A 22,910-nucleotide genomic window follows, 5' to 3' on the forward strand; every position below is an offset into this window, starting at 1 on the left:
TTTCCGTTCCACAGGGCACGAGCCTACCCATTAAATGTCGCCGAGGCGGGGCACCTCGGTCGTTCGTACGTTCAGTGCTTGTCAATACTCCCCAACGACACGATGACCTCGGGCTGCGGGTATGTGATCAGCACGGCGTCACGTCTGCCGTAGAAGACGAACTGGCTTCCTGCGGCAACCGCACTCGCCCCTGCTCCGAGCGCTGCGACGAAGTCGTCGACATCTGACGCTCCGCCGAGGGCGATCACCGGGACCCGGACCGAGCCGGCGACGAGGCGGAGAGCCTCGAGGTCGTACCCGTTCCGAACGCCTTCCCGGTCGATCGCTGAGACGATGATCTCGCCTACCCCGAGCTCGACCGCTCGCCGGGCGAGGTCATCCACCTGCTCGTTCTCGTCACGGCCCCCCGAAGCGGCTACCGCGACCAGCGTGCCGTCGTGTCGGCGTCGGAAATCGATGCTCGCGACGACGCTTTGGGATCCGAGTTCGGCCGCCATCGACTCGACGGAGGCCGGTGCGGCGAAGAGCGCGGAATTGACGATCACCTTTTCGATTCCGAGACCGACGACACGACGCGCCTGATCGACCGTGCGAAGCCCCCCGCCGTAGGCCACCGGCATGAATGCCTCCGACGCGATGTCGGCGAGGATGTCGTACGCCGGATCACTGAGCGATCGACTGGCCGCGATGTCGACGACGACCAGCTCATCGACCTGCTTCTCGTTGAAGATCTTGACAGCATTGATGGGGTCCCCCAGATACCGAGGGCTGCGGTACTGCCGCGTCTTGACCAGCCAGCCGCCTTCATCGATCTGGAGAACGGGTATCACCCGCGGCCCGATCATGAACGGCTCCACTGATCGAGCATCTGCATGCCGAACGCATGGCTCTTCTCCGGGTGGAACTGGGCCCCGGTGACGTTCTCCCGCTGCACCATCGACGTGAACTCGCCTCCGTAGTCGCTGCGCGCCAGCTCATCCCGCTCATCAGACACGACCACGCGGTAGCTGTGCACGAAGTAGAACCGGTGCCCCGCCGGGAGCGCGTCGACGAGGGCGGCGGGCTTGCGTATCTCCAACTGATTCCAGCCCATGTGGGGCACCCGCATCCCCTGCGAGTCGTCGAAACGCACACTGCTCCCGGGAATCAGTCCCAGCCCAGCCGACACCCCCTCCTCGCTCGAATCGAGCAGCAGCTGCATCCCGAGGCAGATACCGAGCACTGGACGACCGGTGCGCGCTTGCTCATGGATCGCCGCGTCGAATCCCCCGGCGCGGAGTTTCGCCGTCGCGGCGTCGAAGGCGCCGACGCCGGGCAGGAGCAGGCGGTCCGCGCGGGCGATCCGCCCGGGGTCTGAAGAGAGTTCGGCCTCCTGGCCGATGCGCCGGAACATGTTGATCAGCGAACCGATGTTCCCGACCCCGTAATCGACGATCGTGATCATCTCTTCCTCCCTCTGGCGGACTCGGTGCAGCGGACGAGCACTTCGTCGAGCCTCCCCGCCAGCGCGCGGTAGTCGTAATTGGCGATCACGTGGGCGCGGGCGTTGTCGGCCCACCGACGACGATCATCGGCGGCGGCCGTCGACGCCATGCTCACCATCGCCGTGGCAAGAGCATCCGCATCGTCGGCGGGAACGACGATCCCGGCGTCAGCTTCGGAGACCACATTGTTCCGAGCGCTGCTCGCCACCAGGATCGGTCGAGCGGCGGCGGCGTAGTCGAAGATCTTGTTCATGCTCACGCCGTAGCGATACACGTCCAGATCCAGGATGTTGATGACCATTGCGTCCGCACCTCCGACCAAAGACGGAACCTGATCCTTCGGCACCGGAGGCTCGAAGACGACGCGAGCGCTGTGTTCCGACTCCTCCGCCCTCCTCTGGATCGCCCGGCGTTCTGCGCCATCACCGACGATCACCAGACGCATCCGCGGTTCGGCGGCTGCGGCGGATAGGAATCCGTCCACGATGGCCCGCACGCCGTTCGCCCTTCCCACCGAGCCGAGGTACATGAAAACGAACTCGTCGCCGTCCACCGGTGGGGTGCCGTCGAAGTCATGCGCGTCGGTGCCGTTCGAGATCCACACCACCTTCTCCAGAGGAACGCCTTGAGAGACCAGGTATTCGGACGCGAACGGCAGCAACGTGATGACGGCGGCAGCGCGGGAGCAGAGCGTGCGCTCGAGCCGCCGCAGCATCCAGGTCAGCGGCCCTCGAGGGGAAAGCTTTCCCATGTCGATCAATGTCTGCGGCCACAGATCACGGATCTCGAAGATGAAGGGAACGCCGGCGCGTCTCGCGAGGACCGACGCGGCCCAGGCGGCCAGGGGGTGGACGGTGCTGCCGACCACAACGTCCGGGCGCGAGAGGTCTCGGACGCTTGCCTGCCTCAGCAGCGCGGCAGTGAAGACGAGCATGTTCCGCAGGCGACCGACGCCTCCTCGATACTCGGGGCTTCTGAGGAATCGGAAGGTCACGCCATCTCGCACACGGTCGGTGAATCGACGATCCGAGACATCCCTCCGACGCCGTCCTGAAGGGTGTTCGGTGCTCGCGCCGAGCAGGATCACCGTCCAGCCTCGCTGGGCGAGTCCCCGTGCGAGCGAGAAATGACGGGAGCCGGAAGCCGTCTCGTTCGGGTCGGTCGCATAATGGTTGACGATCCAGACGGTCTTCATACGGCGCCCAGCACCCGTCGGTACTCATCGATCATGCGAGCGGATTCAACAGGCCACGTCGGAAGATCGACGTGTTCGATCGCTGCGCGCCCCTCTGCCAGACGGTCATCGTCCATGCTCGCCATGGCGCCGACGAGGGCGTCCGAGCTTCCTTCGATCTTCCAGTCGCCGCCCTCGGAACCGAGCAGATGATCGACCTCCACGAGGTCCGTGTAGAAGAAGGGGATCCCCGCCATGGAATACTCCAGCGCCTTGTTCGGCAAGGACAGCGCATAGGAGAGGCAGGTCGCCTCGATCATGCAGAGCCCGACGTCGCCTCCCGCAACCGTGTCGACGACCGCATCAGGGGCTACGGCCTCGAGGTGATGGATGTTGACGTGCGTGCTCGCCGCCGTCCGGACGAGGTCGGCGAGCGTTCCGCCTCCGATGAACACGACATGGTCTCCCGACGACTCCCGAGCCACGAAGGCCTCGAGGATCTCAGGCACATGACGGTGAGCGACCACGTTCCCGACGTGGACGTAGATCCTGCTCTCGGCCGGGATGCCGAACAGGTGGCGAAGGTCGACCGGTGTCGGATGACTCATCCGGGAAGGCGCGTTGCGCACGCTCGTCACACGGACGCCCGGATACGCCGAGCGATACCAAGCCGCTATCGACTCGTTGACGACGAAGACGGCGGCGCATCGACGAATGTAGCGACGCTCGATCATCCGGAACACCTTGCCCTGGAGGCCCCCCGACGTCGAGGTCTCCGTCTCGAGTTCGTGAGTGTCGTAGATCAAGGCCGCCTTATGGCGGCGGGCGATCGCGTAGCTGACGGGCAGCACGGCCACGGAATGCGCGTTGACGACGCGCACAGCCCGCTTCTTCCAAGCGCGATACGCTGCGACCGACCATGAGATCTGTTCGCGCACGCGTCCGATCAGAGAGCGCGGGCGCGCATCGACCGCCGCACCGACTCGTTCGATCGATCGGTTTCCGTCCAGTCTCTCGGTGTCGGGAAGGCCGCCCGCTCTCTGTCCAAGGACCACCACGCGCTCGAACAGCCCCGTCTCGGCGGCGGCTTTCGTCTGACGGAAGATACGGCTCTCATTGACGATCGGGGCTGGATAGATGTGGAGATTCACGCTGTCATTCATCGCGGATAAAGTCCCAGCCTGCGAAGGCGGTTGACCATCCCGCGGAGAAACTGGACGAAGCCGTAGGAGTTCCGATAGTCGCGATAGCTCGACGCAGGTCGTTCCACGATCTCCGTGAGCTGCGCCGGGGTGAGGGAGAGCTTCTTGAGCAGCAGGATCTCGTCTTCCAATCTCAATCGGTCGCTGTAGTCGCTGTCCGCGACGGCGGCCAGCGCATCGGCTCTGCTGATCTGGCCCGAGTTGATCAAATCGGAGTAGTGACCTCGACGCTTGTCGATTCCGAACTTCCGCGGAAGGTAGAACCCTTGCACCCAGCGCGTGAAGATCGACTCGTAGTGCTTGCCTTCGTAAGGGACCCAGCCGAGCTGCTCGACCAGCTCCCCCATCGCCTTCGACTTGTCGTACTCGAGATAGTTGAGGATCGACACGATTCTCACGCGGCGAACGAAGGTCGTCCACGCGAGAGTGACGAAACCGAAATGAGGATAGGTTCGCAGAGCCACGCGCCCGAATCGACGATGCACGTCGTTCAGATAGCGCCAATCCGAATGACCGTACGACCACGACGGAACGCTGATCGACTCCGTGGCGAAGTTCATGCCCGAGATGATGAACCGCACTCCGTGTTCGCGAGCGACCTTCCACAGCGTGGCCTGGATCGCGTGATCACTCGGGATGTCAGCATCCGGGGTCGACGCCCACAGGAATGAACGCTGCAGATCGTAAAACTCATCGAGCCGCAGAACCTCGGTGTGCAGGTCGATGTCGAGAACCCTCAGGAGACGTTCGATGTTCAGAACGGCCAGCGCGGAGTTCCACCCATTGTCGACGTGGACGGCCAGCGGCCGCAGACCCAGGCGCTTCACCTGCAATGCGACGTACGAACTGTCCACCCCGCCGCTGACCCCGATAATGCAGTCGTACTCCTTGCCTTTTCCTGCGCGTGCGATTGCTTCCACGACCTGTGCGAGCTTGGCAGGGCGCTGCTCGACAGGAACAACGCGTGACTCGAGGAGCGCGTCGTATCTGCGGCAGTGGTTGCACACGCCGTCGGTAAGGACGATGTCCGGGTCGACCGCGGAGTTCATGATGCAGCGCGTACATTCTCGAACGGTCATCGAGCCGGCACTCCTTTCACCGTCGCTCCCGCTGCGACGTCCTTCGTGGCGCACGCCGCGGCTCCCACGGTCGCACCGGCACCGACCGTGAGCCCCTGAAGCACGACGGAGCCCGCGCCGAGAAGGGTTCCGCTCTCGACGACGACGTTCCCCGAGACGATCGCCCCGGGATTCACCGAGACGAAGTCGGCGAGGGTCGCATCGTGACCGATGATGCTGGCAGGGTTGAGGTGCACGTGGTCGCCGATGCTGACGTTGGTGGAGACCTGCACGCCGGAGGTGATCACGACGCCGTCTCCGATCCGTGCACGCGAGCCGATGACGGCACGCGGGTGGATGAGAGTCGTCGCCCGCAGGCCGGCATTCGACAGTCGCTGCGCGACGGCCTCGCGGACGGTCGGCGAGCCGATGGCGACGACGAACCGCTCATCACCGGCCGCCGTCGGCAGCCATTCCTCTTCGGTGCCGAGGTACGCGATGCCGCGCTCGGCCAGGCGGCCGAGGTCGACCTGACGGGGCCCGGTGTCGACGACGCCGAGGAGCTGCAGCGGCTCCCCCGCGGCGATCAGCGCCTCGACGACGTCGAGGGTCTCACGGCCGAAGCCGCCCGCGCCCATGATCACGATCCGCTCAGCCATGGGCCTCACCGAACTTCGTCATGGTCGCGTGCCCTTCTGCCGAGATGCCCTCGCGTTTCACGACCGAGGCTACCGTCGCGATGACGATCCGGAGGTCGAGTCCGACGCTGCGCCGGTCGACGTACCGCACGTCCTGGGCGAACTTGCTCTCCCAGGAGATCGCGTTGCGACCGGTCACCTGCGCCAGGCCGGTGATGCCGGGACGCACCTCGTGCCGACGCGCCTGCTCCGGCGAGTACCGCTCGAGATACTCGACCAGCAGCGGGCGGGGGCCGACGACGCTCATGTCGCCGCGCAGCACGTTCCACAGGCTCGGCAGCTCGTCGAGGCTGGTCGCCCGCAGCCGCACGCCGAACGGGGTGAGCCGATCGGCATCCGTCACCCACCCGCGCGACTCGTCGATCGAGCGCATGGAGCGGAACTTGTACAGCGTGAAGATCCGGCCGTCCCGGCCCGGACGCTCCTGCGCGAACACGACGGGCCGTCCGAGCTTGATAGCGACGAGCACGGCGGTCGCGACGATCACGGGCGACAGCAGCACGAGGGCGACGGCCGACGCGACCACGTCGAGCGCACGCTTGACGATATCGTAGGGGCGGATCCGTGCACTCATCGCGTCAGGAAGCCGCGGATCGCCGCGAGCACGCGCTCGCGCTGAGAGGGCGTCAGTGCAGAGCCGCTCGGCAGCGTCAGGCCGCGCGCGAAGAGAGACTCCGACGCACCGCTCGTCTTGCTGCGGGCACCGGCGAAGACGGGCTGCGCGTGCATCGGCTTCCACAGCGGACGGCTCTCGATGCTGTCCTCCGCGAGGGCAGCGGCGAGCGCCGAGGGCTCCCACCCGGTCGTCTCGGCATCCACCAGGATCGAGGTCAGCCAGACGTTGTCGGCTTCATCGCCGTCCGCCCCGAAGACCTCGACGCCGTCGACGTCGGCGAACAGCGCCTTGTAGAGCTCGCGCATCTCACGGCGACGCGCGATCATCGCGTCGAGGCGCGTGAGCTGCGCACGCCCGAGTGCGGCGAGCAGGTTGCTCATCCGGTAGTTGTAGCCGATGTCCGTGTGCTCGTAGTGCACTACCGGCTGCCGCGCCTGCGTGGCCAGGTATCGCACGTGCTGCGCGACCTCGGCGTCGTCGGTGAGCAGCATGCCGCCGCCCGACGTGGTCATGATCTTGTTGCCGTTGAAGGAGACGACGGATGCGCGGCCGAAGCTGCCGGCCGCACGCCCCGCATGCGTGGCGCCGAGCGACTCCGCGGCATCCGACAGCACGGGCACGCCGAACTCGTCGGCCAGCGCGAGGATCGCGGTGTAGTCCACCGCCTTGCCGAGCAGGTCGACCGGCACGATCGCCGACACCCTCTCTCCCGCGTCGCGGAGCTCGGTGAGCGCCTCGCGGAGCAGAGCGACGTCCATGTTCCCCGTCGCGGGGTCCGCATCGATGAAGTACGGTTCGGCACCCGTGTAGACGATCGCATTCGCGGTCGCCGCGAAGGTCATCGACGACGTCAGGACGACATCGCCGGGCTCCACGCCGAGGGTGAGGAGGCCGAGGTGCAGCGCCGCGGTTCCCGAGCTCAACGCCACGGCGTGTGCGACGCCGAGGCGATCGGCGAGTTCGCGCTCGAACGCGTCGACGTCGGGGCCGAGCGGGGCGATCCAGCCGGAGCGCATCGCGGCCACGACCGCCTGCTCCTCCGCCTCGCCCACGTCGGGCGACGACATGTAGATCCGTTCGCTCACGCGTCGGCCGCCTTGGCGAGACGGATCGGCTCGATGACGACCGTGTCGTTGTCCCGCGGGCTCGCGAACATCCGTGCCATCCATCCCGTCTTGTCCAGTCGCTCCGGCGTGATCACGTCGGCGCGGGTGTGCGAGACCTTCGGGTGGAAGGGACGCTCGAGGTTCTCACGTGAACCCACCAGCTCCTCGTGCAGCTTCTCCCCGGGGCGCAGGCCCGTGAACACGATCTCGATGTTCTTGCCCGACATCGCGACCATGCGCTTGGCGACCTCGAGGATCGACACCGGCTCACCCATGTCGAGGATGAGCACCTCACCGGCGCGGCCGATGGCCCCCGCCTGCACGACCAGCTGGCATGCCTCGGGAATCGTCATGAAGTACCGCGTGGCGTCGGGGTGCGTGACGGTGATCGGACGCCCGTCCGCGATGAGCCGCTGGAAGGTGGGCAGCATCGATCCGCGGCTGCCGATCACGTTGCCGAAGCGCACCGAGAGGTAGCGCATCCCGGTCTCCTGGCCGGCCCACGCCGTCAGCTTCTCGGCGACGCGCTTCGAGTGCCCGAGCACGCTCGTCGGATTGGCCGCCTTGTCGGTCGAGATGTTGACGAAGGTCGACACGCCCACCCGGCGCGCGGCATTGAGCACGTTGAGCGATCCGATGACGTTCGTCTTCCAGGCCTCGTCGGGGTACTGCTCGAGCATCGGCAGGTGCTTGAGCGCCGCCGCGTGGAAGACGACCTCGGGCTGCCGCTCGTCGAAGATGCGGTCGACGAGGTCGACGTCGCGGATGTCGGCGAGCACCACGTCGTTCGTGTCGAGCAGACCGTGCCCCGCCGTGCCGAGCTGGGCGTCCTGGAGTCCGGTCTCGTCGCGGTCGAGCATGATCAGCTCGCGCGGACCGTACTTGGCGAGCTGTCGACAGAGCTCCGAGCCGATCGATCCCCCGGCGCCCGTCACCAGCACGCGCCGACCGGTCACATATCCGGCGATCAGCTCGACGTTGGTGTCGACGGGATGCCGACCGATGAGGTCTTCGATGCTGATGTCGCGGACGTCGCTGATCGATCCCTCCCCCGAGTTCAGGGAATGGAGCGACGGCGTGACCGCGACGCGGAGACCCGCGGCCTCGGCACGGTCGCTCAGCTCGCGCAGGAGCGCGCTGTCGGCGCGGCCGATCGCGATGATGGCGAGCTCGGCGCCCGTGCGCTGCGCGGCTTCCGCGACGTCATGGGTGGTGCCGACCACCGAGACGCCGCGCAGCCGGAGGTTGCGCTTGTCCGGGTCGTCATCGAGAAGCCCGACGGGCCGAATGGGCGAAGCCGGGTCGATCGTCACGTTGGCGAGCAGCTTGTCGGCGATGAAACCCGCGCCGATGATCAGAGCGGGCGTGGCGTCCGCGCCGGGCTTGCGGGCGCGCTCGATGAGCAGGCGCGCCAGATAGCGCACGCCGAACATCAGGAGGAGGACGAACGGGAACGCGAGCAGCAGGGTGCCGCGGGGCACTCCGATGATCGGGCCCAGGGGGATGACCAGCAGCGAGAGCGCGATCGCCTCGATCACGACGATGATGCCCACGGCGCGCACCTCATCGAAGGATCCGTAGGCGAACCGGCCACGATAGAGCGACGTCGCGTAGCCGACGACGATCTGGATCGCACCGGCAGTGAGCGCGAGCAGGCTGGTCGCGATCCAGCCCTGCGCGTCCATCATGAATTCGAACCGCAGGGCGATCGCGAGCACGACGCCGAAGCTCCAGGAGAGTCCGTCGACGATCGCCGCGAACATCCGACGGCGTCTCTGGGTGATGGAACCACCCGAGAATATCGGAATATTGCTCGTCGACGTACTGACGAACTCCTGTTTGGCACTCAAGACTGGAAGCCCCCTCAGACTTACTCACTCCCCTGGAGATATGTTCTCACAGGTATTGCGCAGGTTCGCGTCTGAGTACGCGAGTTACGGCGTTCCCTCACCGTCCGACGTCCCGGGATCCGGCGTCTCCGAGCCGGGGTCCGTCGTATCCGCAGGCGGCGGGGTCTCCTCCGCATCGGTGCGCGGGCTCGACCGACGCGTGCCCTGCTGGCGCTCGATCTCGACCCGCAGCTGATCGGCCGCCACGGCCGCGAACGCGTCGCGGTACACCTCGAGGGTCGTGACGCCCGCCGCTCCCCAGAGACTCGTCGACCCGACCTGGGCCGCAGCCTCGACCAGCGCGGTCTGCAATGCCTCGTCGGCGTCCGGGTACCGGGACGCCGCGGCCTCCGCGTTCCCTGCGAACGTCGCCGCATACGCGGTCACCGCCGCGTCCGCCGGCGGTCGGAGCGCGTCCAGCTGCGTGCGGATCGATCGCATCTCGGTCGTCGCCGCGTCGAGCGCCAGGATCTGCTCCTGCGCGGAATCGATCGCGCTCCCGACCTCTGCCAGCGATTCCTCGTCGATGTCGCCCCGCTCGTACTCGGCGGGCGCCTCCGGCACGACGATGGTCGCGAGACCCGCGGCGTAGGCGTCGACAGCCGCGAGAGCCGTCGACAGCGCTGCGGGGTCCGTCACCTCGATGACGGAGTCGCGGTCGGATGCCGGGTCCGGCACGGTGCTCGTGTTCAGCAGCGCGCCCCGCAGGAGCGCCGCGTCCGCTGTCTGGGATGCGATGTCAGCGATGATCCGGTCGCGGGTCGTGATCAGGGACTGGTGTCCGTTCTGGAGGGCGGCCTCGTCGGCTTCCAGCGCCGTGACCGAGCTCGCCGCCGGGCTCGCCGTCGCCATCTGCACGCCGCCGACGGCGGCGGCCGCGATGACCGCGAGCACAGCCAGCGCCGCGGCCCCCGTCGTGAGCGGATCGACCGTCCGACGTGAACGCTTCGGCGGCGAGACGACATCGTCGACGCTGATCGTGATCGGCACGGCGGTCCTCGCCGCGGCTTCGACGCGGCGGATGAGCGCGTCGGTCTCAGCCACGGGGCGGGCGGGGCCGCGCTGGTCCCTCGGCTCGCCGATCATCTCGCGCAGACGCCAGACGGTGTGATGGTCGTCCCGAGGCGCGCCGGCGGACAGGTCCGCGCGCGGACCGTCCGGAAAGAGATCGCTCAGGGGTGCCATGCTGCCTTCATCGATATATCGGTAGTCTCAGGAGACGATACCGCCGATCCGCGCCGCCCACCGGGAGAGCCATGGAGTTCCACGACTACCTCCGGGTGCTGCGGCGCCAGCTGGTCCTCGTCGTGGCAGGTCTCCTCATCGGGCTCTCGACGGGCGCTCTGGTCGCGATGCTCACCCCGCCGAGGTACGAGGCCTCCGCCGATGTCATGGTGACCGTGCAGGTCAGCGACACGGCCACGTCCTCCGATCGGGCACTCGCCACGAGCTACGCCATGCAGGCGGTCGGGACGTACCGGACGGTCCTCACCAGCTCGCTCGTGCTCAGCCCGGTGATCGAGGACCTGAACCTGTCCACCAGCCCGGAGCGCCTCGCCGGCCGCATAAGCACCGATGCCGCCGTGAACAGCGCGATCATCTCGATCAGCGTCGAGAACCGCAACCCCGGGCAGGCCGCGCGCATCGCGAACGCGGTCACCGAGAGCTTCACCACGGTCGTCACCGAGACGCTGGAGAAGCGCGAGCAGGAGACGGCGTACTCCGTCCGCCTCGTCACCCTCCAGTCGGCGCAGGTGCCGACGGTCCCGGTCGCGCCGAACCTGCCGTTGTCGCTCGTGGTCGGCGCGCTCATCGGGCTCGCGGTCGGCATCGGGGTCGCGCTGCTGCGGGCGACACTCGACCAGCGGGTGCGCACGGCCTCCGATGTGGAGGCGTCCGTCGCCGTCCCCGTCCTCGGTCAGATCCCGCTCGACGCCGATGCTGCGGAGCATCCGCTCGCGGTGAGCTCGGCGCCGCAGGGGCAGCGAGCCGAGGCGTTCCGCGCCCTGCGCACCAACGTGCGCTTCCTCTTCTCTAAAGGCCAGGGCGTCTTCGTCATCACCAGCTCGGGCCCGGGCGAGGGCAAGTCCACCACCGCCGGCAACCTCGCTCTCGCGTTCGCGGACGCCGGTCATCGCGTCGCGCTCGTCGACGGCGACCTGCGTCTTCCGCGCATCGCCGAGTACTTCGGCATCGAAGGCGGAATCGGCCTCAGCGATGTGCTCGCCGGGCGCGTGGAGCTGAACGACGTCATCGAGCGATGGGGACGCAGCGCGCTGTTCATCCTGCCGGCGGGAACGGTGCCGCCGAACCCGGCCGAGCTGCTCGGCTCACGCACGATGGCGCAGCTCGTCGAGGCGCTGACGGCCGCGTTCGACGTCGTGATCATCGACGCGCCGCCCCTGCTGCTGGTGACGGATGCCGCGGTGATCGCCCGCGTTGCGACCGGGGCGATCCTCGTCGCCGCGTCGGGTTCGACGCACGCCGCCCACCTCGCCGATGCGGGCAAGGGCATCGAAGCGGTCGACGCGCGCGTGCTCGGAACGGTCCTCACGAAGGTCCGGGCCGCCGGCGCCGAGAAGAACCCGTACGACGCGCACGCCGCACGCTCGGGAGCCTGACCCACCGGCGGTGGTGCACAGGGTCGAAGCGCCCCATGGGACAATAGCCGGAATCATCATGCGGCTCGTCCTGACGGATGGAGACTGCGAACAACAGGGGGAATCTGCCGCGTGGAACTTCGCGACTATGTGCGCATCCTGCATCGGAACTGGATCCTGATCCTCGTCCTGCTGATCCTCGGCCTCGCCGCCGGCGGCGGATACGCGGCACTCCAGCAGCCGAAGTACGTCGCCTCCACGCAGCTGTACGTCTCGGTGCGCACCGAGGGCGCTGCCACCGGCGACCTCGTGCAGGGCACGACCTTCGCCCGCCAGATGGTGACCAGCTACGTCGACGTCGTCGGCACGGCGCTCGTGCTCGAGCCCGTCATCGACGAGCTCGGCCTCGACGAGAGCGTCGGCGGACTCAGCAGCCGCGTGGTCGCCACGGCCCCGCTCAACACGGTCCTGATCGACATCACCGTGACCGACCGCGAAGCAGACAAGGCGGCCGACATCGCCAACGCGGTCGCCGCGAGCTTCCAGGATGCAGTGCAGGACACGCTCGAGCAGCCCGCTGTCGAAGGCGCCGTCAGCCCGGTGCGGATCAATGTCACCGAGCCCGCTGTCGCCCCGACCGCGCCGACGAGCCCGGACGTGCGGATGCTCATCATCCTCGGCGGCATCATCGGCCTGGCCGTGGGCATCGCGATCGCGACGTTGCGGACGGTGCTCGACAACCGCATCCACACCCTGCAGGACATCGAGTCGCTGACCGACCGCCCGGTTCTGGGTGGCATCGCCTTCGACCCCGAGGCGACGAAGCGGCCGCTGATCGTGCATGCCGACCCGCGCAGCCCGCGCTCCGAGTCGTTCCGCAGCCTTCGCACCAACCTGCAGTTCCTGAACGTCGACGCCGGCCCGCGGATCTTCGTGGTGTCCAGCGCCGGCCCCGGCGAGGGGAAGTCGACGACGACCGCGAACCTGGCGATCGCGCTGGCCGAGACCGGCGCCCGCGTCGCGCTCGTCGACGGCGACCTGCGTCTGCCCCGCGTCGCCGACTACATGGACATCGAGGGCAGCGTGGGCCTGACCGACGTGCTCATCGGCCGCATCGACGTGGCCGATGCCCTGCAGAAGTGGGGCACGAACGACCTGTACGTGCTCCCCAGCGGACAGGTGCCGCCGAACCCGAGCGAGCTGCTGGGCTCAGCCGCCATGGATCAGGTGCTGGCACCGCTCGGAGAGTACTTCGACTACGTGCTCATCGACGCACCGCCGCTCCTGCTCGTGACGGATGCCGCGGTCGTGGGCAGCAAGACGCGAGGCGTCATCATCACGGCGGCATCCGGCAAGACGAAGAAGCAGGAGCTCGCCGGCGCGGTGCGCACGCTCGAAACGGCCGGCGTGAATCTCCTCGGCGTGGTCGTCACGATGCTGCCGACCAAGGGCCCCGACAGCTACGGCTACGGCGCCTACACGTACGGCTCCACCCACACCGACGACCCTGCCCCGAAGCCGAAGAAGCGCAAGCGCGCCAAGGTCTCCGCCTGACTCTTCTCCGGCCGTCAGGACTTCGGGGCGACCCGGAAGACGACCCAGTGGTAGAGCACGAAGCGCAGGAGCACCACGATCACGATGCTCACGAGGTTCACGGCGTTCACCGCGACCGCCCCCGGAGTGCGACCCAGTGACGCGGCCACCAGTTCGACGCCGGCCCAGACGAGCCCGGCGCCGATCGCGGTGCACACGGCATTGGTGCCGAGGAACAGCGCGACCTCGGCGACGCGGCCGCGGCGGTCGCGGTGGCGGAACGTCCACTCGCGGTTGCCGATGTACGCGTTCACGAGTGCGACGAGCGACGCGACGATCTTGGCCGCGACGACATCCCAGCCCCACACGTAGACGAGCAGGTTGAAGACGCCGATCTCGATGAGGGTGCTCAGACCCCCGACGACGAGGAAGCGGCTGCCGACGCCGATGAAGCGGCGCAGTCGGGAGGGAGGATTCATGGCTCAACTAGGCTACTTGCAGAATGCCCTGCGCCCGGCCACCTCTAGGACCCCTGTGACTCTCAGCCATCTCGCCATCGTCATGCCCGCCTTCAACGAGGCCGAGGGCATCCGGGGCTTCATCGACGAGATCAGGGATGCCGTGTCGCCCTTGGCCGACCGGGTCACGTTCCACGTCGCCGACGACCGATCGACGGATGCCACGGCATCGGTCTTCGATGACGTCGCCGACGTGACGGTCGAGGTGCAGCCGGTCAACCGCGGGCATGGTCCGACGGCGCTGGCGGCCTACCGGGCCGGTCTGGCCGCGAATCCGACCGCGCTGGTGCACGTCGACGGCGACGGGCAGTTCTACGGGAGAGACTTCCCCCGCCTCCTCGCCGCGCTGGACCAGGCGGATGCGGATGTCGTGCACGGCGTCCGCGACGGACGTACCGACCCGTGGTACCGGAAAGTCCTCACCTCGGCGGTCGGTCTGCTGATCGCCCTCGCCGCCGGGCGCCGGATCCCCGACGTCAACACGCCCCTGCGCGCCTACCGCCCCGACGCTCTGCGCACCCTGATCGACGCGATCCCCGCCGACGCCTCGGTGCCGCACGTGCACTTCTCCCTCGCCGAAGCCCGTGCCGGCTATACCGTCCGGTACCTGCGGGTCGCCAGCATCCCTCGTCGCGGCGCGTCGACCACCGGCACCATGTGGGGGCGCGGCAACGGCGTCAGCCTGCCGCCGAAGCGTCTGCGCGCGTTCGTGCGCTCCGCCCTCGTGGAGGCATGGACCCTGTCGCTGCGCCCGTCGGCCCCGCTGCGCGGCATCCGTCGGCCGGAGCCCGTCTCGCGATGACCCGCACGCGCACGATCCTGTTCTGGGCGGCCGCGGTCGCACTGCTGGTGGGACACGTGATCGTCGCCTGGCACAGCCTCGTCGTCTGGCGCTTCTGGGAGGACGAGGCGTTCAACCTCACCGTTCCGCAGAACCTCCTCGCCGGACTCGGATACTCGAGCGACGGCGCCCTCTCCGGCTCGACCATCACCCCGTTCGACCCGCGCATCTCGACCGGTCCCGTCGTGCTGCTCCCCGTGACGGTGCTGCTCGCCACGGGCATCGACCCCGTGCTGGCGGCGCGCCTTGTCCCCCTGGCCTACTGGGTGCTGCTGCTCGCCGGGCTCGCCGTCATCGGACGACGGATCGGGGGTCGCTGGGCGGCCCTGCTCGCGGTGGCCGTGCCTCTCGCCTTCACGGCGAACGCCAGCGTCTCACCGATCCAGGGGCCCGCCGACCTGCTCGGCGAGATCCCGGCCGCTGCGCTCCTCGTCTGGGCTCTCATCGTGCTGCCGCGCCGCGCGTGGCTCGCCGGCCTCCTCGTCGGCCTCGCCATCCAGGCGAAGCTCATCGTGCTGCTCGCACTCCCCGCCTTCGCCATCGCCCTCTGGGTGCTGTCGGACGGCAGGGGCTGGGCGCGCGTGCGCGACCTCCTGGGACGCGCGTGGCTCCCCCTGGTGATGGTCGCGGTGCCCACCCTGCTGTTCGAACTCGCCGCCCTGATGTCCCTCGGACTCTCCGGGTTCGTCGACCATCTGCGGAGCCTCGTGGGCTTCGTCCGCAGCGGCGGACAGGGCGATGCTGCCACGTCGGTCGTGCAGAAGCTGGGCACGCTCGCGGAATCGTGGTCGCTGCCGGGAGTGATCGCCGCCGTCGGCGCCGTCATCGCCATCGCGCTCGCGGTCACGGGCATCGTGCTCCGCTGGCGCTCGGCGACCCCCGAGGAGCGCATCGTCATCGCCTACGCACTCGCGGCCTTCGTCGGCGCTCTCGCCTTCGTGGGCTGGTGGGCGACCGCGTCGCGGCTGCCGCTCTGGGTGCGGCATCCGGCGCCGGGCATCCTCGCGTTCTTCCCGATCATCGCGGCCGTGGCGGTCTGGGCCGTGGTGCGGATGCCGCGCGCCCGGGCCATGCGCACAGCGGGGTTCGTCGCAGCATCCGTCGTCGCGCTCGTGGTCGCCGCCGGCGGCGTCGTGCACGTCGCCGCCCAGTTCGCGCCACCGACCCTGATCACGCTGGAGCAGCAGCGCGCCGGTATCGCCCCCCTCGCGGCCTGGGTCGCCGACAACGACGTCGAGTGGCTGGCCGCAGACCCGTGGGGTGCGGCCGTCGCTCCGATCGTCCTCTCGGGCGCACACGTGGGCCTGTTCGACGCCGAGGCGATGCAGGGAGTGCCCCGGCTGACCGGCGGCGTCTGCGCGACCGAGACCCTCGTCGACAGCGGCTATTTCCGGATCTGCGCGGCGCCGTAGCGCGGCGCCGGTGTCACAGGGCCGGAGACGACGAACGCCCCGCACTCCGGCGGGGCGTTCGATCTCGTTCAGAGGCGAGTGATCGTCAGAGCGCCAGACGCTCCTGGACCACTCCGGCCAGGCGATCCGCGTACTCGCGCACCGACTCGGCGTCCGCCGCTTCGACCATCACGCGCACGAGCGGCTCGGTACCCGACTTGCGCAGCAGCACGCGCCCGGTGTCGCCCAGCTCGGCCTCGACCTCGCGGACGGCACGCTGCACATGCTCATCGTCGGCCACGCGATCCTTGTCGACGTCGCGCACGTTGATGAGCACCTGCGGGTAGACGGTCATCACCGAGGCGAGCTCGGCGATGGTCTTCTTCTGTCGTGCCATCTCGGCCACCAGGTGGAGGCCGGTGAGCAGCCCGTCGCCGGTGGTGGCGTACTCGCTCATGATGACGTGACCCGACTGCTCGCCGCCCAGGGCGTAACCGCCCTGGTTCATGTCCTCGAGCACGTAGCGGTCGCCGACCGCGGTCTGCCGCACGGTGATGCCGTGCTCGCGCATGGCGACGTGCAGACCGAGGTTGCTCATCACCGTCGCGACGAGGGTGTCGTCGGTGAGGTGGCCGCGCTCCTTCATCGACACCGCGATGATCGCCATGATCTGATCGCCGTCGATGTGGTTGCCCTGCGCGTCGACCGCGAGGCAGCGGTCCGCGTCGCCGTCGTGGGCGATGCCGATGTCGGCGCCCAGACGCACGACGGCGTCCGCGAGGTTGTCGAGGTGGGTCGAGCCGACGCCGTCGTTGATGTTCCAGCCGTCGGGATCGGCGCCGATGACGGTCACCTCGGCGCCCGCGTCGCGGAACGTCTCCGGGGAGACGCCGGAGGCAGCGCCGTGGGCGCAGTCCAGCACGACGTGGATGCCGTCGAGACGGTTCGGCAGCGAGCCGAGGAGGTGGAGGACGTAGCGATCCTCCGCGTCGGAGAACCGCTCGATGCGGCCGACGCCGGCACCGGTCGGACGAAGCTTCTCGCCCGCCATGGCCTCCTCGATGCGCTGCTCGACGACGTCGGGGAGCTTGCGCCCGCCGCGGGCGAAGATCTTGATGCCGTTGTCGGGCGCGGCGTTGTGCGACGCCGAGATCATCACGCCGAAGTCGGCGTCACGGTCGGCGACGAGGAACGCGAGCGCCGGCGTCGGGATGACGCCCGCCTCGAGCACGTCGACGCCCGAGGAGGCGAGGCCGGCAGAGACCGCGGCCGTGAGGAAGTGCCCTGAGACCCGGGGGTCGCGGGCGACAACTGCGGTGAGTCGCTTGCCTTCGGCTTTGCGAGACTCCGCAGTACGGCCCTGGCCCAGGACGACAGCAGTCGCCTGGGCCAGGGTGAGCGCCAGGTCGGCGGTGAGGATGCCATTGGCAAGTCCTCGCACGCCGTCCGTGCCAAAGATCGGCATCGGAGCAGTGGACCTTAGCGCTTCGAGTACTGAGGCGCCTTACGGGCCTTCTTGAGACCAGCCTTCTTGCGCTCCTTGACGCGAGCGTCGCGCGAGAGGAAGCCGGCCTTCTTCAGGGTCGGACGGTTGTTCTCCTCGTCGATGCCGTTCAGCGAACGGGCGATGCCGAGACGCAGCGCGCCGGCCTGGCCCGAGGGGCCACCACCGGAGATGCGGGCGATGACGTCGTATGCGCCGGTGAGGTTGAGCACCGTGAACGGGTCGTTGATCAGCTGCTGGTGCAGCTTGTTCGGGAAGTAGTCCTCGATCGTGCGGCCGTTGACCGTGATCGTGCCCGAGCCGGGGACGATGCGCACGCGGGCGATGGCCTGCTTGCGACGGCCGACAGCGGCGCCCGGGACGCTCAGCACGGGGCGGGGAGCCGCCTCGACTGCTTCGGTCTCGGGAGTCGACGTCGAGAAGTTCTGCGGGGTTTCGGTGGTGTCCTGGATGTCAGCCACGAGTATGTCCTTAAGTCTTTACGGCGCTTACTGGGCGACCTGGTTGAGGGTGTACGGCTGGGGCTGCTGCGCGGCGTGCGGGTGCTCGGCACCGACGTACACCTTGAGCTTCGACAGCTGCTGACGGCCCAGGCTGTTCTTCGGGAGCATGCCACGGATGGCCTTCTCCACAGCGCGGATGGGGTTCTTCTCGAGAAGCTCGGCGTAGGTGACCGACTTCAGGCCGCCCGGGTAGCCCGAGTGGCGGTAGGCCAGCTTCTTCTGGAGCTTCTGACCGGTGAGCGCGACCTTGTCGGCGTTCACGATGATGACGAAGTCACCCGAGTCGATGTGGTTGGCGAAGGTGGGCTTGTGCTTGCCACGCAGGAGCGTAGCGGCGTGCGAGGCCAGGCGGCCGAGAACGACGTCGGTGGCGTCGATGACGACCCAGTCACGCTGGACCTCGCCGGCCTTCGGGGTGTAAGTGCGCGTCACGATAGTGCTGCTTTCTTATGTCGAACGGAGAAGTTCGTGAATCCCACTCCGGGGTGGTTCTTCCCCAGGGGGAGGAACACGCCAGTGGAGGGCTCACGTTCGGATAGTGCATCTTCCCCGCAGAAGGGAAGGGCACCAAAGAGACAGCATACGCCACCGGACACCCTTCCCCCAAACCGCGTCATCCGATGGCGACCCGCTCCCCTGCCGGGAGCACCTGCAGGCGATCGCCCTCGCCGGCGTATCCGAACATGGCGACGAGCCGTTCCCGGGTCTCGGAGAAGTGGAACCAGCCTTCGGCGTGCACGGGCACGATGACGGCGTCCACGAGGACCTCGGCCGCCTCCAGAGCCGTGCGGGCGTTCAGCGTCAGGTCGATGTCTCCGAAGCGCCCGACGTTCGCGGCACCGGCGAAGAGCACCGCGATCGCGATCGAGGGGAACCGTGCGGCGATCTCGCGCACCAGGTCGACCGAGGCGTTGTCGCCCGACACGTACACGGTCGGGTGCCCCTCGGCCTCGAGCACGAACCCGGTGACGACTCCCGCGAGCGCTTCGGCGCCCTCGGGCCCGTGCAGCGCGGGGACCGCGGTGACGACGACGTCGCCGACCCGGTGCTCCTGCCAGGGTGCGAGGCCGGTGATGCCGGCGATGCGCGCGGCCGACTCCTCGGTGCCGAGCACCAGGGGCACCTCGCCGAGCAGCGCGCGCCCGGCGTTGTCGAGGTTGTCCTCATGCTGGTCGTGCGAGAGCAGCACGGCGTCGATCGCCCCGAGAGCGGATGCCGGAACGGCGGGACCCGTGAGCTTGCGCAGGACGACGGGCCCGTCGTACGAGCCGGGCTCGTCGAAGGTGGGATCGGTCAGGAAGCCCAGACCGGCGTAGGTGAAGTGAAGCGTCGGACCGCCGACGAGGAGAGCTGAGATCTGTGTCATGGGTCGAGTCTCCGGCATCCGCTCCTCCGCGCCCAGTGGCCTGAATGCACACTTCCGATAGGATCAGGCCATGGCTTCCCCCGCCCTCCGCTCACGTGTGGCGGTCCTCGCGTTCCCGCACATCAGCCCCTTCCACCTGTCGGTGCCGACTCTCGTGTTCGGCGGTGCGGGGCTCGACGGCGTGGAGGGCCTCTACGATGTCGAGGTCTGCGCCGAGAATCCGGGCTCGATGCCGACCGGAGCGGGCTACGGCATCCAGGTCGACGCCGGGCTCGAGGCGATGGACGACGCCGATCTCGTGGTCATCCCCAGCTGGCGCGAGGGGACGGAACCGTCGACGGACCTGCTCGAGGCGATACGGCGTGCGCATCGCCGCGGTGCGCGCATCGTCGGACTCTGCCTCGGCACCATCGTCGTCTCGGCATCGGGCATCGCGGACGGCCGCGAGGTGTCGACGCACTGGGCCGCCGCCGACCGGCTGTCGGCGGCTGAACCCCGGATACGCGTGCGTGACGACGTGCTCTGGAGCGATCTCGGCGACGTCATCACCTCGGCCGGCGCCGCCGCCGCCCTCGACTGCTGCCTGCACATCGTCCGATCGGACCACGGGAGCGTCGCGGCGTCGGCCCTCGCCCGCTCTCTGGTCCTCGCCCCGCACCGCACCGGGTCCCAGGCGCAGTACATCCCGGCCCCGGTCGTCGCCGTGTCCGCCGACGACCCGATCGGTCGGGCGATGCTGTGGGCGCGGGAGCGCCTCGACTCCCCCATCGACGTGGACTCCTGGTCGGCCGCGACGCACATGTCCCGCCGCACCTTCACCCGCCGTTTCCGGGACCGCACCGCCACCAGCCCGCAGCAGTGGCTGCTCGACCAGCGCGTCGAATTCGCGCGCACGCTTCTCGAGAGCGGCGACGACACGATCGACCGGGTGGCGGAGCTCGCCGGGTTCGGCAGCGCCGTCTCGCTGCGCCTGCACTTCCGTCAGCGACTCGGGGTGAGCCCCGCCGCGCATCGTGCGGCGTTCCGCACCGGAGCCGCGTGAGCGGCGGGTTCCGCCTCAGTCCGGCCTGACGGTCACCAGGATCGGCATGTGGTCGCTCGATCTCTGCGGCAGGGTCGTGATGCGCTGGATCTCGAAGCCCTTGGAGGTCGCGAAGTCGAAGTGACCGCGGAACACCCGGTACCGCGTGTACGTGTGATCATCGCTCAACGACAGCGAGTAGCCGTGGTCCCGCACGGTCTGCCCGAGGCTCTCCTTGAACAGCGGGTAGTTGTAGTCGCCGACCATCAGCTGGGGAAGCCCCTCGCCGAGCAGGGCGACTTCGTCGAGCGCCGCGCGGATCTGATGACGCCGCAGCGAGTTCAGGGCCGTCAGGGGCGCGGCGTGGAACGATGCGACGATGAAGTCCCGGCCGTGATCGATGTCGCGCACCCGCGCCGCGAGCACGCGCTCGTGCGCCGGCTTCGCGATGCGGTCGTGCAGCGACTTCTTCAGTCCCAGCATCCGGATCCCCTGCAGATGGAAGGTGCTCGCCCGGTAGAACAGCGCGAGCCCGAGCCGGTTGCTCTGGGTGGCGTCCGCCAGCACGAGACCGCCGATCTGCTCGGGGAGCTCGGGCACGTCGCATTCCTGCAGGCACAGGATGTCGGGATCGTGCGCGTTCACGAGTTCGGTGAGCTCGCCCGCCGCCTTGTGCTTGTTGAGGTTGTAGGAGATGACCTTCATGACCCCGCCAACGCTACCGCCATGACCGCGTGCGAGCGTGGATCACTCGTCATATCCCCAGCGGATCCCGAGGACTCCCGGACCGAATCCATGGCGCGCGACGTGCACCGATCCGCTGCGCACCGAGCGCATCGACGAGACGTACTCGTCTTCGGTCTCGAGGTACTCCTCGCACCAGCTGGGCGGCGCGTCCGGATGGAAATGCACCCAGATCAGGGTCTCCCTGGCCGACCGCGACGTCGCATGCCAGGCGGACTGGCGCGGCGGATACCCCGGAGGGAACGACTCGGTGAATTCGAAGAGCGTCGTTCCCCCGGTCGTGATCGGCTCGTCGAGCGCGATCACCACACCGGAGAGCAGGCGGCCGGGATGCAGGTATTCGCGGTCGACGCGCCCGCCGACGACGTCGGAGATCACCGACATGACGTCGGTCTCCTCCGGCGCCACGTCGATCAGCGGCAGTTCGGCGATCACACCGTGCGTCGCCTGGACGAGCGAGCGCATCACGATGCTCTCGACCGCGCCGTCCGCTCCGACGCGAACGGTCAGCTGCGTGGAGAGATCGCGCAGGGCATCCTGCGGGATGGACCGCAGCGCGCTCAGCGTCTCCTCGGTCTCCCGATTCTCGCGCTCCTCGTCGAACGGCAGACGCGGCGGGGCCATCGGGCCGAGCCTGGTGGACGGCCGGAGCAGGGAGCTCAGGTGTCCGCGGGTGAGTCCGAGGCGGTCCTCGATCCCGTCGACGACGCTGAGGGACTGGGCGCCCTCGGGCTGGCGGTCACCCGACCGCCAGTAGCTGAGGGTCGCCATGGACACGACGTTCCCGTCGTCGGCCAGACCCTTCTGCAACCTCGACAGGGTGATGCCGCGCTCGGAGATGGCCGCGCGCAGGGCCCCTGCGAAAGCGCCCGCCCGAGCGCCGAACTGATCCGTCACATTGCCCCTGTCGCTCCGTGAAGAACGTGCGTGGGTTCAGCATACTGATGCGGGTCAGCGACGGCGCCCCGCAGCGGATCGGCGCGATTCCCGAGGGCTCAGCGGATCGTGATACCCGTCGCCCGGGAAGGTCGCGTCGCGGACGGTCTGCCTCTCTCGACGGCTGCGTGCGGCATCCGTCCACCCGAGAACGAACCCCGACACGATCAGGATGCCGCCGGCCCACAGCACGCCGTCGGCGTCCAGCAGCCCGGACTCCGCCCAGGTCACCCCCGTGCCCAGGATGAGCAGCGCAGCACCGAGGGTGGACAAGCCGAACTGCAGCCGAACCACCGCGCGGTTGCCGGTGAGGAGCGGGAGGACGACGGTCGGCGGAACACGTCGCGCTCCCTGAGCCGCCCAGCGGGCCAGAGCGATCTCGCGCCCGAACTGCAGCGCGACCCCGCTCAGCCAGGCGATGACTCCGGCGGCGGCACAGGCGGCGATCGCGATGCCGCTGGAGAGGCTCAGCACGTCGATCCCCGTCTCGACGGGCTGGTTCCAGGTGACCGGGTCGCAGGTGCGGCACTGCTGACGCAGGAAGACCGAGAGCATGAACGCGGCGAGCGCCACGAAGGTCGCCGCGAGGAGGATGTTCGCGACACGCCCCACGGTCCTGGCGCTCGGCACCGTCAGCCATCGCGGGGTCTCCCCCTCGACGGATGCCGCGCGTCGGCGCCCGTCGGAGGTCTCGGCCCCCGGCGCCAGGCGCTCCCAGCGCGACCG

Annotated in this window: 23 protein-coding genes; 5 read left to right on the top strand and 18 right to left on the bottom strand. The window is 68.7% G+C overall.

Annotation, left to right across the window (positions count from 1 at the left end; all coding sequences use genetic code 11):
- Positions 1-71: 71 nt before the first annotated feature.
- The 10 genes from DW306_RS10280 to DW306_RS10325 form a co-directional block, all read right to left on the bottom strand.
- The gene (locus DW306_RS10280; RefSeq protein WP_136055500.1) at positions 72-845 is read right to left on the bottom strand and encodes a HisA/HisF-related TIM barrel protein; all 774 of its coding nucleotides are present in this window, start codon (positions 843-845) and stop codon (positions 72-74) included.
- Positions 842-1,444 (bottom strand): imidazole glycerol phosphate synthase subunit HisH, encoded by a 603-nt coding sequence (hisH, locus tag DW306_RS10285; protein ID WP_136055501.1) that lies wholly within the window; start codon positions 1,442-1,444, stop codon positions 842-844. The genes DW306_RS10280 and hisH overlap by 4 nt, the downstream gene beginning before the upstream one ends.
- The gene (locus DW306_RS10290) at positions 1,441-2,679 is read right to left on the bottom strand and encodes a glycosyltransferase family 4 protein (protein WP_136055502.1); all 1,239 of its coding nucleotides are present in this window, start codon (positions 2,677-2,679) and stop codon (positions 1,441-1,443) included. Before DW306_RS10290 ends, hisH begins: the two co-directional genes overlap by 4 nt.
- Positions 2,676-3,821, bottom strand: a complete 1,146-nt coding sequence (locus DW306_RS10295; protein ID WP_136055503.1) for a glycosyltransferase — start codon at positions 3,819-3,821, stop codon at positions 2,676-2,678. Before DW306_RS10295 ends, DW306_RS10290 begins: the two co-directional genes overlap by 4 nt.
- On the bottom strand, positions 3,818-4,939 hold the full coding sequence (locus DW306_RS10300) for an N-acetyl sugar amidotransferase (RefSeq protein ID WP_136055504.1): 1,122 nt from the start codon (positions 4,937-4,939) through the stop codon (positions 3,818-3,820). Before DW306_RS10300 ends, DW306_RS10295 begins: the two co-directional genes overlap by 4 nt.
- A complete protein-coding gene (locus DW306_RS10305) occupies positions 4,936-5,577 on the bottom strand; it encodes a NeuD/PglB/VioB family sugar acetyltransferase (protein WP_136055505.1) in 642 nt (213 codons plus the stop codon). The genes DW306_RS10300 and DW306_RS10305 overlap by 4 nt, the downstream gene beginning before the upstream one ends.
- Positions 5,570-6,190 carry a sugar transferase gene (locus tag DW306_RS10310; RefSeq protein WP_136055506.1) on the bottom strand — a complete coding sequence of 207 codons (621 nt, stop codon included), beginning with the start codon at positions 6,188-6,190 and terminating at the stop codon, positions 5,570-5,572. The genes DW306_RS10305 and DW306_RS10310 overlap by 8 nt, the downstream gene beginning before the upstream one ends.
- On the bottom strand, positions 6,187-7,317 hold the full coding sequence (locus tag DW306_RS10315; protein WP_205814142.1) for an aminotransferase class I/II-fold pyridoxal phosphate-dependent enzyme: 1,131 nt from the start codon (positions 7,315-7,317) through the stop codon (positions 6,187-6,189). Before DW306_RS10315 ends, DW306_RS10310 begins: the two co-directional genes overlap by 4 nt.
- Positions 7,314-9,101 (bottom strand): nucleoside-diphosphate sugar epimerase/dehydratase, encoded by a 1,788-nt coding sequence (locus DW306_RS10320; protein WP_136055508.1) that lies wholly within the window; start codon positions 9,099-9,101, stop codon positions 7,314-7,316. The genes DW306_RS10315 and DW306_RS10320 overlap by 4 nt, the downstream gene beginning before the upstream one ends.
- 171 nt (positions 9,102-9,272) lie before the next feature.
- Positions 9,273-10,412: a hypothetical protein gene (locus DW306_RS10325; RefSeq protein ID WP_136055509.1), complete on the bottom strand. Its 1,140-nt coding sequence runs from the start codon at positions 10,410-10,412 to the stop codon at positions 9,273-9,275.
- A gap of 71 nt (positions 10,413-10,483) precedes the next feature.
- On the opposite strand from DW306_RS10325, the gene DW306_RS10330 reads away from it, so the two are divergent.
- The gene (locus DW306_RS10330; protein WP_136055510.1) at positions 10,484-11,848 is read left to right on the top strand and encodes a polysaccharide biosynthesis tyrosine autokinase; all 1,365 of its coding nucleotides are present in this window, start codon (positions 10,484-10,486) and stop codon (positions 11,846-11,848) included.
- Positions 11,849-11,959: 111 nt separating this feature from the next.
- Positions 11,960-13,381: a polysaccharide biosynthesis tyrosine autokinase gene (locus tag DW306_RS10335; RefSeq protein WP_136055511.1), complete on the top strand. Its 1,422-nt coding sequence runs from the start codon at positions 11,960-11,962 to the stop codon at positions 13,379-13,381.
- Between the two features lie 14 nt (positions 13,382-13,395).
- On the opposite strand, the gene DW306_RS10340 is transcribed toward DW306_RS10335, so the two are convergent.
- Positions 13,396-13,839, bottom strand: coding sequence for a GtrA family protein (locus tag DW306_RS10340; protein WP_136055512.1), 444 nt, complete (start codon positions 13,837-13,839; stop codon positions 13,396-13,398).
- Positions 13,840-13,894: 55 nt separating this feature from the next.
- Between DW306_RS10340 and DW306_RS10345 the strand changes: the two genes are divergently transcribed.
- Together DW306_RS10345 and DW306_RS10350 are read left to right on the top strand one after the other, a co-directional pair.
- A complete protein-coding gene (locus tag DW306_RS10345) occupies positions 13,895-14,680 on the top strand; it encodes a glycosyltransferase family 2 protein (protein ID WP_168429288.1) in 786 nt (261 codons plus the stop codon).
- Complete coding sequence (locus tag DW306_RS10350) at positions 14,611-16,131, top strand: hypothetical protein (protein WP_136055514.1); 1,521 nt, start codon at positions 14,611-14,613, stop codon at positions 16,129-16,131. The genes DW306_RS10345 and DW306_RS10350 overlap by 70 nt, the downstream gene beginning before the upstream one ends.
- 85 nt (positions 16,132-16,216) lie before the next feature.
- Here DW306_RS10350 and glmM read toward each other — a convergent pair whose 3' ends face one another.
- The 4 genes from glmM to DW306_RS10370 all read right to left on the bottom strand — a co-directional run bounded on the left by glmM (position 16,217) and on the right by DW306_RS10370 (position 19,483).
- Positions 16,217-17,575, bottom strand: a complete 1,359-nt coding sequence (glmM, locus tag DW306_RS10355; RefSeq protein WP_136055515.1) for a phosphoglucosamine mutase — start codon at positions 17,573-17,575, stop codon at positions 16,217-16,219.
- 14 nt (positions 17,576-17,589) lie between these two features.
- Complete coding sequence (gene rpsI, locus DW306_RS10360; RefSeq protein WP_046012472.1) at positions 17,590-18,075, bottom strand: 30S ribosomal protein S9; 486 nt, start codon at positions 18,073-18,075, stop codon at positions 17,590-17,592.
- 27 nt (positions 18,076-18,102) lie between these two features.
- Positions 18,103-18,549 carry a 50S ribosomal protein L13 gene (gene rplM, locus DW306_RS10365; RefSeq protein ID WP_136055516.1) on the bottom strand — a complete coding sequence of 149 codons (447 nt, stop codon included), beginning with the start codon at positions 18,547-18,549 and terminating at the stop codon, positions 18,103-18,105.
- 181 nt (positions 18,550-18,730) lie between these two features.
- Positions 18,731-19,483, bottom strand: coding sequence for an MBL fold metallo-hydrolase (locus DW306_RS10370; RefSeq protein ID WP_240747150.1), 753 nt, complete (start codon positions 19,481-19,483; stop codon positions 18,731-18,733).
- A gap of 70 nt (positions 19,484-19,553) precedes the next feature.
- Between DW306_RS10370 and DW306_RS10375 the strand changes: the two genes are divergently transcribed.
- Complete coding sequence (locus DW306_RS10375; protein ID WP_136055518.1) at positions 19,554-20,525, top strand: helix-turn-helix domain-containing protein; 972 nt, start codon at positions 19,554-19,556, stop codon at positions 20,523-20,525.
- A gap of 15 nt (positions 20,526-20,540) precedes the next feature.
- On the opposite strand, the gene DW306_RS10380 is transcribed toward DW306_RS10375, so the two are convergent.
- From DW306_RS10380 to DW306_RS21300, 3 genes are all read right to left on the bottom strand, one after another.
- Positions 20,541-21,209 (bottom strand): endonuclease/exonuclease/phosphatase family protein, encoded by a 669-nt coding sequence (locus DW306_RS10380; RefSeq protein WP_136055519.1) that lies wholly within the window; start codon positions 21,207-21,209, stop codon positions 20,541-20,543.
- Between the two features lie 42 nt (positions 21,210-21,251).
- The gene (locus DW306_RS10385; RefSeq protein WP_136055520.1) at positions 21,252-22,145 is read right to left on the bottom strand and encodes a hypothetical protein; all 894 of its coding nucleotides are present in this window, start codon (positions 22,143-22,145) and stop codon (positions 21,252-21,254) included.
- A gap of 54 nt (positions 22,146-22,199) precedes the next feature.
- A partial coding sequence (locus DW306_RS21300) for a hypothetical protein (protein WP_168429289.1) occupies positions 22,200-22,910 on the bottom strand: 711 nt, incomplete at its 5' end.

Origin of the sequence: Microbacterium sp. K24 (assembly GCF_004794465.1) — a bacterium.
Taxonomy (GTDB): Bacteria; Actinomycetota; Actinomycetes; order Actinomycetales; family Microbacteriaceae; genus Microbacterium.

Coding starts and splice junctions, on each gene's coding strand:
- DW306_RS10280 (WP_136055500.1), bottom strand. CDS start 845: ATGATCGGGCCGCGGGTGATACCCGTTCTCCAGATCGATGAAGGCGGC.
- hisH (WP_136055501.1), bottom strand. CDS start 1,444: ATGATCACGATCGTCGATTACGGGGTCGGGAACATCGGTTCGCTGATC.
- DW306_RS10290 (WP_136055502.1), bottom strand. CDS start 2,679: ATGAAGACCGTCTGGATCGTCAACCATTATGCGACCGACCCGAACGAG.
- DW306_RS10295 (WP_136055503.1), bottom strand. CDS start 3,821: ATGAATGACAGCGTGAATCTCCACATCTATCCAGCCCCGATCGTCAAT.
- DW306_RS10300 (WP_136055504.1), bottom strand. CDS start 4,939: ATGACCGTTCGAGAATGTACGCGCTGCATCATGAACTCCGCGGTCGAC.
- DW306_RS10305 (WP_136055505.1), bottom strand. CDS start 5,577: ATGGCTGAGCGGATCGTGATCATGGGCGCGGGCGGCTTCGGCCGTGAG.
- DW306_RS10310 (WP_136055506.1), bottom strand. CDS start 6,190: ATGAGTGCACGGATCCGCCCCTACGATATCGTCAAGCGTGCGCTCGAC.
- DW306_RS10320 (WP_136055508.1), bottom strand. CDS start 9,101: ATGTTCGCGGCGATCGTCGACGGACTCTCCTGGAGCTTCGGCGTCGTG.
- DW306_RS10325 (WP_136055509.1), bottom strand. CDS start 10,412: ATGGCACCCCTGAGCGATCTCTTTCCGGACGGTCCGCGCGCGGACCTG.
- DW306_RS10330 (WP_136055510.1), top strand. CDS start 10,484: ATGGAGTTCCACGACTACCTCCGGGTGCTGCGGCGCCAGCTGGTCCTC.
- DW306_RS10340 (WP_136055512.1), bottom strand. CDS start 13,839: ATGAATCCTCCCTCCCGACTGCGCCGCTTCATCGGCGTCGGCAGCCGC.
- DW306_RS10350 (WP_136055514.1), top strand. CDS start 14,611: ATGGACCCTGTCGCTGCGCCCGTCGGCCCCGCTGCGCGGCATCCGTCG.
- glmM (WP_136055515.1), bottom strand. CDS start 17,575: ATGCCGATCTTTGGCACGGACGGCGTGCGAGGACTTGCCAATGGCATC.
- DW306_RS10370 (WP_240747150.1), bottom strand. CDS start 19,483: ATGACACAGATCTCAGCTCTCCTCGTCGGCGGTCCGACGCTTCACTTC.
- DW306_RS10375 (WP_136055518.1), top strand. CDS start 19,554: ATGGCTTCCCCCGCCCTCCGCTCACGTGTGGCGGTCCTCGCGTTCCCG.
- DW306_RS10380 (WP_136055519.1), bottom strand. CDS start 21,209: ATGAAGGTCATCTCCTACAACCTCAACAAGCACAAGGCGGCGGGCGAG.